The organism is Streptomyces xiaopingdaonensis (assembly GCF_000262345.1).
In the GTDB taxonomy this organism is placed as follows: domain Bacteria; phylum Actinomycetota; class Actinomycetes; order Streptomycetales; family Streptomycetaceae; genus Streptomyces; species Streptomyces xiaopingdaonensis.
In genome coordinates this window covers 19,758-32,169 of the sequence record NZ_AJTQ01000243.1, presented here as the reverse complement: position 1 = coordinate 32,169, position 12,412 = coordinate 19,758, and the positions used below count along the sequence as shown (strand labels likewise).

Annotated in this window: 14 protein-coding genes and 1 pseudogene; 4 read left to right on the top strand and 11 right to left on the bottom strand. The window is 70.4% G+C overall.

Going from position 1 to position 12,412, the window contains the following annotated elements:
* Window positions 1-829 (top strand): annotated as a pseudogene (locus UWG_RS30490) (hypothetical protein); the annotation flags it as partial.
* A gap of 135 nt (window positions 830-964) precedes the next feature.
* Here the strand turns inward: UWG_RS30490 and UWG_RS0119215 are convergent.
* Together UWG_RS0119215 and UWG_RS30485 are read right to left on the bottom strand one after the other, a co-directional pair.
* Complete coding sequence (locus UWG_RS0119215; protein ID WP_016908830.1) at window positions 965-1,762, bottom strand: hypothetical protein; 798 nt, start codon at window positions 1,760-1,762, stop codon at window positions 965-967.
* Between the two features lie 96 nt (window positions 1,763-1,858).
* Window positions 1,859-2,053 (bottom strand): hypothetical protein, encoded by a 195-nt coding sequence (locus tag UWG_RS30485; RefSeq protein WP_016908829.1) that lies wholly within the window; start codon window positions 2,051-2,053, stop codon window positions 1,859-1,861.
* Window positions 2,054-2,097: 44 nt separating this feature from the next.
* On the opposite strand from UWG_RS30485, the gene UWG_RS0119205 reads away from it, so the two are divergent.
* Both UWG_RS0119205 and UWG_RS0119200 read left to right on the top strand, forming a co-directional pair.
* Entirely contained in the window at window positions 2,098-3,153 is a 1,056-nt protein-coding gene (locus tag UWG_RS0119205; RefSeq protein WP_157838574.1) for an NsdA family TPR-like regulatory protein, read from the top strand.
* Window positions 3,150-3,704 (top strand): GNAT family N-acetyltransferase, encoded by a 555-nt coding sequence (locus UWG_RS0119200; protein ID WP_016908827.1) that lies wholly within the window; start codon window positions 3,150-3,152, stop codon window positions 3,702-3,704. The genes UWG_RS0119205 and UWG_RS0119200 overlap by 4 nt, the downstream gene beginning before the upstream one ends.
* 122 nt (window positions 3,705-3,826) lie before the next feature.
* Here UWG_RS0119200 and UWG_RS31775 read toward each other — a convergent pair whose 3' ends face one another.
* The gene (locus tag UWG_RS31775; protein ID WP_050988616.1) at window positions 3,827-4,042 is read right to left on the bottom strand and encodes a DUF397 domain-containing protein; all 216 of its coding nucleotides are present in this window, start codon (window positions 4,040-4,042) and stop codon (window positions 3,827-3,829) included.
* 24 nt (window positions 4,043-4,066) lie between these two features.
* Window positions 4,067-4,849, bottom strand: coding sequence for a helix-turn-helix domain-containing protein (locus tag UWG_RS30480; protein ID WP_016908825.1), 783 nt, complete (start codon window positions 4,847-4,849; stop codon window positions 4,067-4,069).
* A 125-nt stretch (window positions 4,850-4,974) separates the two neighbouring features.
* On the opposite strand from UWG_RS30480, the gene UWG_RS0119185 reads away from it, so the two are divergent.
* Window positions 4,975-5,199, top strand: coding sequence for a hypothetical protein (locus UWG_RS0119185; RefSeq protein WP_016908824.1), 225 nt, complete (start codon window positions 4,975-4,977; stop codon window positions 5,197-5,199).
* Window positions 5,200-5,370: 171 nt separating this feature from the next.
* Here the strand turns inward: UWG_RS0119185 and UWG_RS0119180 are convergent, their stop codons facing one another.
* From UWG_RS0119180 to UWG_RS0119150, 7 genes are all read right to left on the bottom strand, one after another.
* Window positions 5,371-6,666 carry an acyl-CoA thioesterase/bile acid-CoA:amino acid N-acyltransferase family protein gene (locus UWG_RS0119180; RefSeq protein ID WP_237720165.1) on the bottom strand — a complete coding sequence of 432 codons (1,296 nt, stop codon included), beginning with the start codon at window positions 6,664-6,666 and terminating at the stop codon, window positions 5,371-5,373.
* 87 nt (window positions 6,667-6,753) lie between these two features.
* Window positions 6,754-7,776: a trypsin-like serine peptidase gene (locus UWG_RS0119175; RefSeq protein WP_050988615.1), complete on the bottom strand. Its 1,023-nt coding sequence runs from the start codon at window positions 7,774-7,776 to the stop codon at window positions 6,754-6,756.
* Window positions 7,777-8,035: 259 nt separating this feature from the next.
* The gene (locus UWG_RS0119170; protein WP_016908821.1) at window positions 8,036-8,800 is read right to left on the bottom strand and encodes a succinate dehydrogenase iron-sulfur subunit; all 765 of its coding nucleotides are present in this window, start codon (window positions 8,798-8,800) and stop codon (window positions 8,036-8,038) included.
* Window positions 8,800-10,554: a succinate dehydrogenase flavoprotein subunit gene (gene sdhA, locus UWG_RS0119165; RefSeq protein WP_029391587.1), complete on the bottom strand. Its 1,755-nt coding sequence runs from the start codon at window positions 10,552-10,554 to the stop codon at window positions 8,800-8,802. Before sdhA ends, UWG_RS0119170 begins: the two co-directional genes overlap by 1 nt.
* Before the next feature lie 38 nt (window positions 10,555-10,592).
* The gene (locus UWG_RS0119160) at window positions 10,593-11,069 is read right to left on the bottom strand and encodes a succinate dehydrogenase hydrophobic membrane anchor subunit (RefSeq protein WP_016908819.1); all 477 of its coding nucleotides are present in this window, start codon (window positions 11,067-11,069) and stop codon (window positions 10,593-10,595) included.
* A 6-nt stretch (window positions 11,070-11,075) separates the two neighbouring features.
* Window positions 11,076-11,456: a succinate dehydrogenase, cytochrome b556 subunit gene (sdhC, locus tag UWG_RS0119155; protein ID WP_033196246.1), complete on the bottom strand. Its 381-nt coding sequence runs from the start codon at window positions 11,454-11,456 to the stop codon at window positions 11,076-11,078.
* 241 nt (window positions 11,457-11,697) lie between these two features.
* Window positions 11,698-12,276: a 2-oxo-4-hydroxy-4-carboxy-5-ureidoimidazoline decarboxylase gene (locus UWG_RS0119150; protein ID WP_016908817.1), complete on the bottom strand. Its 579-nt coding sequence runs from the start codon at window positions 12,274-12,276 to the stop codon at window positions 11,698-11,700.
* Window positions 12,277-12,412 lie beyond the last annotated feature (136 nt).

Below are 12,412 nucleotides of genomic sequence, written 5' to 3'. Positions count from 1 at the left end.
GGGGCGGGCCGCCGCGGGGTGGGGCGTCGTCGGCGGGACGGTGCTCGGGCTGCTGCCCTGGGTGGTGGAGGCCCAACTCGCCTACGGAGGCGTGCTGGAGAGGTTGCGCACCTCGGCCGAGATCCAGGGCGGCATGGGCTGGACGTTCTCCGTGCCGGAGCACGCGGCCTCACTCGGCGGACCGCTGCTGTGCCGCCCCTGCCGTGTCGAGGAGGCCTTCGGGTGGCCCGCGCTCTCCTGGTGGGCGGTGCTGCTCGTGCTCGTCGCCGTCGGCGCCGGGCGCATGCGGAGGGCGCAGGGGCAGGCGCTGGCGCTGCTGTTGCTCACCGCGCTCTCCGTCTCGGCGACGTATCTCTTCCTCGTCGGCTATGCGGCGCCGCGGTTCCTGCTGCCGGCGTACGCGCTCCTCGCGCTCCCCGCGGCGGCTGGGCTCTCGGCGTGCGCGGCGAGCCTGCGCCGGGCGCGACCGGGACCGCGGCGGTTCGGCACCTTCCTCGGGATCGCGCTGCTCGCCGCCCATCTAGCTCAGCAGGGCGCCGACTTGCACACCAACGTGGCAAGGCAGGAGGCGTCGCGGGCCGAATGGCGGACGATCGCGTCCGTCCTCCACACGGAGGGCGTGCGCCCCCCGTGCACCATCGACGGCAACATCGGCGCGATCCCCCTCGCCCACACGGCGGGCTGCTGGGCCCGGCTCGACGTCCCGAAGCGGCCGGACGCGCTGGTGCTCCGCCACGTCCACCGGCCGCGGTGGGCGGCCGACTGGAAGGTCATCCCGGTGCGGGGGACGTACAACACGGGGTGGAAGGTCGTGGTGCCGGGCGGGTGACGGGGGACGCCTACGAGCCGGCCGTTTCCGTGGAGCCCGCAGCCGACCGCGGAGGGCTTGCTCTTCGGCTCCGTCCCCTACAGTCCGCCCCGATGCAGGGCGCGTTCGCGTCCCGGACCAGTGTCGGTTCCCTCCTCACAGAAGGGCGCGGTGCGCAGCCCACGTCCGAGCGGCTGCCAGCAGTGGCGCCCGGTGCGGTCGTGGGTCGACTTCGGCTCGGTGCCCCCAGACTGCGCCCACCGCCTCGGCGAACGTGGTTACCGCAAGAGGCAAGGCGGTTCGGTAGGCGGGTACTTCGCGCGCGATCTCCTCGGCCTGCTCGGGGCGGTGGCCGGCATGGATGAGGCGTACGACGGCGAACGCGGCGTCGCTCCACTCAGGGGCCGGGCAGGCAAGTGCCCAGTCCAGCAGGCGGATCCCCGCATCGGTGGCGAGCATGTTCAGCGCTGAGATGTCGGTGTGTCCCAGCGCTGAGCCCTCGAGGTGATGTGCGTGCTCCTCGGGACAGAAGCCGCCCCAGCGCACGTGCAGCGGCTTCTTGCGCACCTTCTCGGGCCACGGCGTGGACGACACCACTGTCAGCGTGTCGACCAGCGCCGCCACGTCCGCCGAACCGGGGGCGAGGTCGGGGTGCCTTCCCTCAAGGAACTCATACCCGATGAGCAGCCATCCGCCGGCCTCAACCTGCCACAGGACACGGGGTGCTCGCGGGGCGCAGCGCGTGACCCGGGCTTTGTAGTCGTAGATCCACGCCGCCGTGTCGTCGAGGCGCGTCCCCTTCACGAACACCCGCCCCGCGGCCGTATACAGCGTGCAGGCAAGGCGGGACATGACGCCGTTGTGGGCGGTCTCTGCGTGCTCCACCCGCCCCGTGTGCTTCTCGACCAACTGGCGTGCAGAATAGGGTAGTTCGACCCACGCGGTGCGATCCACCCGTATCTCTCCTCGTGCCGTGCGTCGTGCGGAGCAACAATCGGCCCCCGACCCGGCCGCAGCGCGGCACAGGTCGGGGGCCGGTGTTGGGGCCTGTCAGGCTCGCTTGCCGCTGTTCGGACTGTTGTGGCAGTTGGCGTGGCACTGAGAGCAGTTTGCGATGTCCAGCTCGGGCCAGAACTCCGCGTCCACGAGGAACCCCGCGGCGGCGATTGCGCCCATGGTGCGGGCCCGCAGCACCTTACCGCCGCCGTGCTCCTTGCGGTCGAGGAACCCCGGCTGGTGGTGCACGAACTTGCCGAGTCGGTTCGCTCTTCGGGACGTCGCTGGTTGAGATGGGCTTCGAGGTGCCCGTCCATCGGATGACGGAAGCATGCAATGTCGGGCACGCTGAAGTCGTGGAACGAAGGACCTTCGCCATCGACGCGGGGACACTGACGGCCGGTGCCGTCCTATCCCGGCGGGAAGGCTCACGTGTCGGGACGGCCGACATCGACAGGCTCCGCTCGCAGCTCCACCGCCTCTACCGGACGGACCACACCGCCGGCAGCGTGCCCGCCCGGGCGCGGGCACGGCAGATTGAGGGGCGCATCAAGCAGTCGCTGAGCCAGGGCTCCTACACGGCAAGGACCGGACGATCCTTGCAGGGCATGCTCTCGGAACTGCGCAGCCTGCAAGCATGGTTGGGCTACGACGGCGGCCCGATCGAGCAAGCTCGTACGGCATCGGCGGAGGCGCTCACCTCGGCGCAGCTCACCGGAGATCCACTGCTCCACATCTCCGCACTGGACATGCTGATTCTGCTTTCGATCAAAGCTGATCGTGTCTGGGAGGCAGCGAGCGCCGTGGACTACGGTTACCGCCTCGCAAGCGCCGCAGGCGCGGGTCCCGCGGCCCGGTTGGTGATCGCACTGCGCGAAGCCAACGTCGCCACTCACACACACGACTTCACCGCCGCCCGCCGTGCCCTCACTCGGGGGATCTCCTACGCCGGCCGGCTGGACATCGACACCGATGTTCCGCCGTGGGCAGCGTTTGCCGGCGCCGCGGAGGTCGACTACGCCACCGCCAGCGTGTATCTGCGCGCCGAACAGCCGCGCCAGGCGATTCCGTTTCTACGCGCCGCCGTCTCCGGCCTCGGTAACGGCTACGGCCGCAACACCGCCTGGTACCGGTCCAAGCTGGCCGGTGTGCTACTCCGGGCCGGCGAGGTCGAGGAGGCGTGCACCGAGATGCATGCCGTGCTCGACACCCACGGCAGCATCACCTCAGCTCGCCTCGTACGCCGCATGCAGAGCTTCCAACGGCAGGCCGCGTGCTACGACACCGCGGATGCGCGCGACTGCGCCGCACGCATCCGGGACCTCACCGCAGGGAGTGCTCCGTCATGAGACCAACGGACACGGTCACCGTCGAGGCCGTCAGCGGTAGCGAAACCGCTGAGGTGGAAGACGCGTTCCGACTGGTGTATGCCGAGGTCTTCGCCGAGCGGCCCTACAACGAGACACCGGACGATGTGGCCGGCGCCTTCCGCCGCTTCCGCTCGCAGACCCGCAAGGCCACGTTCCGCGGCGCCCTGGCACGTACGACCGAGGGCGAGCCGGTCGGCATGGCCTACGGCTACCGACTCGCGGCGAACACCGGCTGGTGGGACCACCTGACCGTGCCGGTACCACAAAAGACGCGGCGCGAGGATGGGCAACGGACGTTCGGCCTCATGGAGATGGCTGTACGAACGGGCTGGCGTCGGCAGGGCGTCGCGCGGCGGATGCACGACGCTCTGCTGAGCGGTGGTGCTGAAGAACGCGCCCTTCTCAACGTCCACCCGCAGAGCATCGCGGCGCAGACGGCCTACCGCGCGTGGGGCTACCGCAAAGTCGGCGAGGTGCGCCCCTGGGCAGGGGCGGAACTGCACGACGTGATGCTGCTCGACCTGCGGTAGCTCGCGAAAGACGCTCGGCTCGGAAATTCCGGCCGAGCGCCTTTCCACACTGTTCGCGACGCCTCACACGATCACGTGTTGCGACACCCGCTGGACTCCACCCGAGCTGGTCCCGGACGCGTTCAGACGCGGACGCGGACCTCGTTCACGAAGGCCGACCAGGCGGCCGCGGGGAAGGTGAGGCGGGCGCCGTCGGGGATCTTGGAGTCGCGGACGGGGACGGTGGTGGTCCGGGCGTCGTCCACTTCGAGGCAATTTCCGTTGCTGCCGCCGCTGTAGCTCGATTTGCGCCAGGACGACGCGGGGCGACGCGAGGCGCTGCGCTGCTCATCAAGCATGTGCGTATTCCTTGGATGCGTCTTTCACCAGTGCCAGGACGCCCGCTCCGGCAGTGCTTCGCCGAGAGCGAGCGTGTAGAAGGAGTTGCATTGTGCCACGCTCGCCGGATCGTCCACGAGGCGACCGGTCATGACGCCCTCCACGTAAGCGACGGGAGCCGCATCCGAGAAGTTCATGAGTTTGAGGTCGCCCTCCATCAACGAATAGGCACCGCAGGCAAAGGGCACGATGTGCAGTCTGATCCTGCCCTTCTCGCACAACTCCGCGACGTATGCCAGTTGTTCGGCCATCGCCGCGGAGCCGCCGACGGGCCGTTGAAGTGCCGCCTCGTCGAGGACGACCCAGATCTGCGGGACTTTGGGGTTGCTGAGGAGAGCGCTTCGGGCCATGCGGTTGACAACATACTCGTCAATCTCTGTCGGCTCGGGGTTGGGGGCCGCGGCGCGGAACACCGCTCGCGCGTACTCCGGCGTCTGGATCAGTCCGGGCACGAGCGTCGTCCCGAACTCGCGGATCTCCGTGGCCTGTTGCTCCAGCTCCGCCGCTTCCGCGAAGTGGTCCGCGAACCTGTGTTCCAGGTCCTCCAGCCACCGGGCGAACCATCCGTCCGTCCCCAGCGCCTTGTCGATCCTCGCCGCGTCCTCCGGGTTGGGGAGCCGTCGTCCCGCCTCGAAGTGGCTGATCAGAGTGGGGGAGCAGACGATCAGCGCGGCCAGCTCCTCCTGCGTCATCCCCGCCGCCTTGCGCCTGCGGCGCAGCTCGTCGCCGTACTTCTCCCGTGCCGTGCGGTGCTTGCTCGTGCTCATCCGAACTCCCGGGACTGAAACCGCCGTTGTCAATCCTCTGCACCTGGAAGCGTAACGACTCCGCATGCACGCTGTGAGTGAATAACTACACATTGTTGAGACCGCAGAACGCAGAGAGGACCCGCATGAACACCCACCCCTCGGGACGGCACCGGCTCGCGGAGGCGGAGGAGGCCAGGCGGCAGCTCGCCGACGCGCTCCAGGAGGCCGGCGTCCCACTGCCGACCCTGCGCGTCGACCCGTGCTCCTTCGCCGACCAACCACCCCGCCCGCTCGTGGACCTGGGCCGCTGCACCCCCACCGTGGCGCGGGCGCTGGCGGCCGCCGTGCAGCGCGGAGGGCAGCCGTGACCGTGCCACCGTGCCGCGACTGCCCGTACGCGCCCCGCGTATCGCCGCCGCAGAAGCGCCCGCAGCCGGTCGACAGCTCCCGCTGCCCCCACCCACGGCTCGTCAAGCGGGAGGACGGTACGTATTGCGCGTCCTGCCGGCGGCAGATCTACCTGTGACAGGGCGCGCGCCTCACCGGTCCAGGAGCTTCAGCACCTTCGGCCAACTCTCGGCGCGGGCCTGCTGGTCGGCCTCGGCGGTGGAGACGATCTGACCGTTCCGGCCGCCCTCCTGGCCGGGCTGGCCGTAGGGGAACCAGTTGACGTGGTGGCCGGCGCCGGGGAAGACCATGCCGCTCTGGTCCCGGCTGCGGATGGCGCGGGTGGCGCGGTCGGAGTCCCACATCTTGTCGTTGCCGCCGCCGACGGCGAGGACCCGGCCGCGTACCCGGTCGAGGGGGATCGGGCCCGTCGGGATCGGCTTGCCGCCGTCGGCCCAGGCGGCGCCCTGGCCGCGGAAGGGGCCGTTGACGACGGCCGAGGGGGCGTAGACGACGACGTCGCGCACGAGCTCCGGCTTGCGCTGGCCGAGGAGTTGGGCGACCTCGCTGCCGCGCGAGTTGCCGACCACGGCGAGCTTCGAGGCGTCCGAGCCCTCCTGCTTGCCGAGGAGCTTCGCCGCCCGCTCGAAGTAGGCGAGGTCGATCCTCTCGATGCCGTCGGGGCGCTCGGAGCCCTTGCCGCACTGGAAGTAGCAGAGCGCCAGCGTCGGATGGCCGTGCGAGGCGAGGAGCGCCGCCGCGTAGGTGCCGGCGTTGCCGCCCTCGGAGCCGCCGAAGAGCAGGACGGGTGCCTTGTCGCCGCCGCCCCGCTTCGGCGAGTACAGCTCACCGTTGAGGCCGTCCTCGGACTCGCTCAGCTTGCGGTGGCCGGTGCCGGGCGCGAGCCACTGCCGCTTCAGCTCCCGGTGGGCCAACTCCTTGCCGCTCTCGCTGCGTACGGAGAGGCGGACCTTGTAGGCGCGCTGCTCCTCGGGGGCCTCGGGGTGGAAGGAGAACGCCTTGCCCGTGCCGATCGTCTCGGCGCCCTCGGTGCCCTTCTCGGGGAGCATCGCACCGAGGAGCCCGGTGCTGTCGGCCTTCGGGTACGGCTTTCCGCCCAGCGGTGCCTGCTCGGCGAGGTCGACGGCGCCGTCGTCCCCCGTCGTGTAGGTGCCGGCGGACGACCACGGTTGGTCGAGCCAGTCCTCGGCCTTCGCCACGATCCGCACCCGGGAGTTCTCGGGCAGTCCGGTGGCCTCGATGCCGACCTGCTGGTCGGCGAGTGCGGACGGTCTGTCGGTGCGGATCTCCGCGCTCGTGCCGCCGTCGCCGCCTCCGCTGTCGCCGGGATCCGGGCTGTCCGTCGCCGAGCAGCCGGTGGCCGCCAGCACCAGGGCGAGTGCGGCCACTGCTGTTCGGGCTGTCCGCTTGCCTATCACGCTGGGCACGATACGCAGACTCGACGTCGGCACGGACCGCTGCCCGGTGTGCGTCACCCCACTCCGCGCCCCGGGCAGCGGCACGCCGTGCCGGCGTCAACCGGCTCCGGTCGTCTGCGCCTCGTCGTAGAGCGCTTCGGCCTCGGCGCCGAAGTACGGCCCGAACATGGTGTCCGGGAGGAAGACGTACCCGAAGCTGTTCACCGAGGAGAGCAGGCCCCCGCCGGTCTCCTCGTCGAACTGCGTGAACCAGGGGCCGCCGCTGGAGCCGCCCGTCATGTCGCAGTCGAGGCCGTGGTCGCCTGTGAGGAGCGGGTCCTGGAAGGCGGTGCCCGAGCAGTAGGCGAGGCGTTCGCCGTCGTAGGGCTCCGCTGCGGGGTAGCCGAAGGCGTACATGTCCTCGCCGTGGGCCGTGTTGAAGGCGAGGCCCTGGCCGCCGACGGCGTCGGTGAGCTTCGTCCCCTCCAGCGGTTCGACGACGGCGGCGCCTATGTCGTAGTCGATGTCCTCGCTCGCCTCCCACTGCGGCGTGGTGAGCGTCGTGGTGGCGGGCCAGGTGCCGTGGGGGGCCTCGCCGTCGCGGTAGCCGGGGACGAAGACCCAGTCGGTGTGCCACTCGCCGTCCATCTTCACGCAGTGGCCCGCGGTGACGACGGTGCTCGCGTTCTCGCTCGTGACGGCGGAGCCGGAGCAGGAAGCGGTGCGGCCCTGGTGGGTGAAGAAGACGCGGCCCGTGGTCTCGCTGACGACGCCTTCGCCCGTCCACTCGCCGCCCGGCTCGGGGAACTCGGCCGGCGCGGCGCGGGGCCCGACCGTGCGCGGCTCGCCCCGGGGCGCGGGCTTCCCGTGCCGGTCGTCCGAGCGCGCCGCGGCGAGGTCGAGCGGGACGGCGCCGCGCATCCGCTCGGCCGTCCAGAACTCGTCCAACGAGTGCGCCGATGCGGGAGTGTTGACGGCGGGTCCGGTGCGTACGGCGCCGTCCTGGGGCGCGGGCTGCGCCGCTGCGGGGTAGAGCTGGGCGCCCGCGAGCAGCAACCCTCCCGCGCAGGCGGCTGCGGCCACCGCCCGCAGCCCGCCTCCCGCTTTCCGTGCCGGCCCGGTGCCTCTGCTGCGTGTCACGCGTACTCCTTCTGCGACGGCGCGCGCGGCGGCGGCCGCGGGCGCGGTGGGTTGCGGGGCGTGCCCCGCGCAGACGAGTGGTGCGAATACGGAAGAGCGTGCCCATGCGTGCGCCGACGCACGTGCGGGCCGGGCGAGTTGGGCGGAAAATACCGCTGTGTCCGCACGAATGCGGCACAGATGCATCACACCCGCGCACAGCAGCGGGCCCCGCCCGGAGTACGTACCGGACGGGGCCCGCGAGGCGGAGGCCGGAGCCTCAGAAGCGGCGGGTGATCAAGGCCCGCTTGACCTCCTGGATCGCCTTGGTGACCTGGATACCGCGCGGGCAGGCGTCCGTGCAGTTGAAGACGGTGCGGCAACGCCACACGCCGTCCTTGTCGTTGAGGATCTCCAGGCGCTGCTCGCCGGCCTCGTCGCGGCTGTCGAAGATGAACCGGTGTGCGTTGACGATCGCCGCCGGGCCGAAGTACTGGCCGTCGTTCCAGAACACCGGGCACGAGCTGGTGCACGCGGCGCACAGGATGCACTTGGTGGTGTCGTCGAATCGCTCGCGGTCCTCGGCCGACTGGAGCCGCTCACGCGTCGGCTCGTTGCCCGTGGTGACGAGGAACGGCATCACGTCGCGGTACGCCTGGAAGAAGGGCTCCATGTCGACGACGAGGTCCTTCAACACGGCGAGGCCCTTTATCGGCTCGACGGAGATGGGCTTCTCCGGGCCGATGTCCTTGATCAGGGTCTTGCAGGCGAGCCGGTTGCGGCCGTTGATCCGCATCGCGTCCGAGCCGCAGATGCCGTGGGCGCAGGAGCGTCGGAAGGTGAGGGTGCCGTCGTGCTCCCACTTGATCGTGTGGAGCACGTCGAGCACCCGGTCCTTCGGGTCGACGTCGACCTGGAAGTCGTCCCACCACGGCTCGTCCGAGACCTCGCTGTTGTAGCGGCGGATGCGGAGGGTGACGGTGATCAGGTGCGAGGCGGGGCCCTTCGCCTCGGCCTCTGCCTTGTCCATGACTGCGGTGCTCATCAGTACTTACGCTCCATCGGCTGGTAGCGGGTCTGGACGACCGGCTTGTAGTCCAGCCGGATCGACTCTGCCCCGTCGTCGCCCACCTCGCGGTACGCCATCGTGTGGCGCATGAAGTTGACGTCGTCGCGGTTGGGGAAGTCCTCGCGGTAGTGGCCGCCGCGGGACTCCTTGCGGGCGAGCGCGGAGACCGCCGTCACCTCGGCCAGGTCGAGCAGGTTGCCGAGCTCGATGGCCTCCAGGAGGTCGGTGTTGAACCGCTTGCCCTTGTCCTGGACGCTGATGTTCCGGTAACGCCTGCGGAGTTGGCCGATCTCCTCGACGGCCTCCTTGAGCGTCTGCTCCGTCCGGAAGACCATGACGTTCTTGTCCATCGTCTCCTGCAGCGCCCTGCGGATCTCCACCACGCGCTCGCTGCCCGTGGCGTCCCTGAGGTTCTCGATCTCGTCGAGGACGAACTTCGCCGGCTCGTCGGGGAGTTCGACGTACTCCGCCGTGTCGGCGTACTCCGCGGCCGCGATGCCGGCGCGACGGCCGAAGACGTTGATGTCGAGCAGCGAGTTGGTGCCGAGGCGGTTGGCGCCGTGCACCGAGACGCAGGCGACCTCGCCGGCCGCGTACAGCCCGGGGACCGGGGTGTCGTTGTCGGCGAGCGCCTCGCCGCGGACGTTGGTCGGGATGCCGCCCATCGCGTAGTGCGCCGTCGGCTGGATCGGCACCGGGTCGGTGTACGGCTCGATGCCGAGGTACGTCCGCGCGAACTCGGTGATGTCGGGGAGCTTCGCGTCGAGCTGCTCCGGCGGGAGGTGGGTGAGGTCGAGGTAGACGTGGTCGCCCTCGGGGCCGCAGCCGCGGCCCTCGCGGATCTCGGTGTAGATCGCGCGGGAGACGACGTCGCGCGAGGCGAGGTCCTTCATGACGGGCGCGTACTTCTCCATGAAGCGCTCGCCGTCCTTGTTGCGGAGGATGCCGCCCTCACCGCGGGCGCCCTCGGTGAGGAGGATGCCCATCTTCCAGATGCCGGTCGGGTGGAACTGGAAGAACTCCATGTCCTCCAGCGGCAGTCCGCGCCGGAACGCCGACGCCTGGCCGTCGCCGGTGAGCGTGTGCGCGTTCGACGTCACCTTGAAGAACTTGCCGTTGCCGCCCGAGGCGAAGACGACGGCCTTCGCCTGGAAGACGTGGACGTCCCCTGTGGCGAGCTCGTAGGCGACGACGCCTGCCGTGCGCTTGACCCCGTCGACGTCGTTGAGGAGCAGGTCGAGGACGTAGAACTCGTTGAAGAACTCCACGCCCTCCTTGACGCAGTTCTGGTAGAGCGTCTGGAGGATCATGTGGCCCGTGCGGTCGGCCGCGTAGCACGAGCGGCGGACCGGGGCCTCGCCGTGGTTGCGCGAGTGGCCGCCGAACCGGCGCTGGTCGATCTTCCCCTGCGGCGTGCGGTTGAAGGGGAGGCCCATCTTCTCCAGGTCGAGGACGGAGTCGATCGCCTCCTTCGCCAGGATCTCGGCGGCGTCCTGGTCGACGAGGTAGTCGCCGCCCTTGATCGTGTCGAAGGTGTGCCACTCCCAGTTGTCCTCCTCGACGTTGGCGAGGGCGGCAGCCATGCCGCCCTGTGCCGCGCCGGTGTGGGAGCGGGTGGGGTACAGCTTCGTCAGCACCGCGGTGCGGCTGCGCTTCGTCGACTCGATCGCCGCGCGCATCCCGGCGCCGCCGGCGCCCACGATCACGGTGTCGTACTTGTGGAACTTCACGTTGTTCATCGGGTTACCTCAGCCTCAGCCCCGGTACGTCAGCGGATGTTCGGGTCGAAGGTGAAGATCACCAGCGTTCCCAGCAGGACCGTGAAAACAGTGGCCGCGTAGAGCAGCGTCTTCAGCCAGAAGCGGGTGTTCGCCCGCTCCGCGTAGTCGTTGATGACGGTGCGGAGGCCGTTGGCGCCGTGCAGCATGGCGAGCCACAGCATCAGCAGGTCCCAGGTCTGCCAGAAAGGCGAGGCCCAACGGCCCGCGACGAACGCGAACCCGATCTTGCTCACGCCTCCGTCGAGCACGAGCTGGATCAGCAGGTGCCCGAGGACGAGGACGACGAGGACGATGCCCGACAGCCGCATGAACAGCCAGCCGTAGAGCTCGAAATTGGTCCTGGTCGCCCGGGGGGTCTTCGCGGTGCGGGTCCGGGGCGGTTCGATGACCGGCGCGGGGTTGTCCACGTCGAACTCGCGCGCCCCCGCGGCCTCGTCGGCCGGCTTCGTGGTTTCGGTCGCCATCGCTTATCAGCCTCCGAACAGCGAACGCAGGGTGTGCTGCAGCACCGGGTAGAAGGCGCCGATCATCAGGACGAGCCAGATGACCATCGCCGTCCACAGCATCTGCTTCTGGTACCTGGCACCCTTCGACCAGAAGTCCACCGCGACGACCCGCAGGCCGTTGAGCGCGTGGAAGAGGACTGCGGCCACGAGGCCGTACTCCATCAGGTTGACGAACGGAGTCTTGTAGATCGCGACGGTGTCGTCGTACGCCTCCGGGGAGACGCGGACGAGCGCGGTGTCCAGGACGTGCACGAACAGGAAGAAGAAGATGAGGACGCCGGTGACTCGGTGAGCCACCCAGGACCACATTCCTTCCCGGCCGCGGTACAGCGTTCCAGCCGGCACGGAAAAAACCCTCCGGGAGCGGATATCGGGGCCAGCCGGCTTCGTGTCGGTCGGGCCCGGCCGGGTACGGTCCACCGGCCGCGGGCCATCGTAGCGACGCGGTGTCGGGACGCCGGTGGCGGGTGTGCAGGTCCGATCAATCAGCCACGTACGGAGGACCGCAGGAGCGCCGAGAGGCCCTACACGGGGGCCGACCGGGGACGACGGCCGACGGGGCGGCCCGCTGCGGCGCCCGTCCGGCTCAGAACCGCCCGCTGTGGTGCGGGTGTTGGCCGCGGGGGGCGGGGACGGCGAGCGCGTTCCGGAAGCTGTGGCGGCTGAGTCGGCCGCGGACGAGGCGGCGCAGCTCCTCGGCCGTGACCGTGCGCTCCTCCTCGGGTTCGTGCGCGAGGCGGCTGCGGAGGGCGGTGAGCGCCGCGTCGAGGCGCTCGGCGGGGGAGCGGTCGTCGAGGCAGAGCAGGAAGGTGTGGCCGAACCGGCTCTCGTACGCGGCGAGCGCGGCGCGCAGCGCGGTGTGGGCGGCGAGGACGCCCGGGCGGTCGGCGGAGTGCGCCGGCCGGTAGACGGCGTCCAGCGGGTGTCGGGCTGCCTCGCCTGCGAGAGCCTCGGCGAGATCCTCGGGCGTAAGGTCGTACGCGGCCTCGTCGGCCGCGGCGAGGAGGGCTTCGAGGTTCGGGTACGGGCGGTGGGTGGCGAGGAGCGCGGCCCAGCGCCGGCTGGCGCAGCTCTCCAGGAGTGCGGCTTCGGCCGAGGCGCGGGAGGCGGTGTTGAGTCGGCAGAGCGCCGCCTGCTGCTCGGTCCGCCGGCTGCTGGGGCGCATAGGCTCCTCTGGGTCCTCGGTTGAGTGCGGCGAGGGCCCGCCGGGATTCCCGCAGGGCGGCGGCGAACGACGCCGTCGAGGGATTCCGGCCGGTGTGAGATCGGATACAGCCCCCTACCGTCCGACGCCGCCACCT

What these genes read in the sequence shown, in the direction of transcription:
- UWG_RS0119170 (WP_016908821.1), bottom strand. Translation starts at nt 8,800, where the DNA reads ATGAGCACCGCAGTCATGGACAAGGCAGAGGCCGAGGCGAAGGGCCCC.
- UWG_RS31775 (WP_050988616.1), bottom strand. Translation starts at nt 4,042, where the DNA reads ATGCTTGATGAGCAGCGCAGCGCCTCGCGTCGCCCCGCGTCGTCCTGG.
- UWG_RS0119185 (WP_016908824.1), top strand. Translation starts at nt 4,975, where the DNA reads ATGAACACCCACCCCTCGGGACGGCACCGGCTCGCGGAGGCGGAGGAG.
- UWG_RS0119150 (WP_016908817.1), bottom strand. Translation starts at nt 12,276, where the DNA reads ATGCGCCCCAGCAGCCGGCGGACCGAGCAGCAGGCGGCGCTCTGCCGA.
- UWG_RS0119160 (WP_016908819.1), bottom strand. Translation starts at nt 11,069, where the DNA reads ATGGCGACCGAAACCACGAAGCCGGCCGACGAGGCCGCGGGGGCGCGC.
- UWG_RS0119200 (WP_016908827.1), top strand. Translation starts at nt 3,150, where the DNA reads ATGAGACCAACGGACACGGTCACCGTCGAGGCCGTCAGCGGTAGCGAA.
- UWG_RS30480 (WP_016908825.1), bottom strand. Translation starts at nt 4,849, where the DNA reads ATGAGCACGAGCAAGCACCGCACGGCACGGGAGAAGTACGGCGACGAG.
- UWG_RS0119205 (WP_157838574.1), top strand. Translation starts at nt 2,098, where the DNA reads ATGGGCTTCGAGGTGCCCGTCCATCGGATGACGGAAGCATGCAATGTC.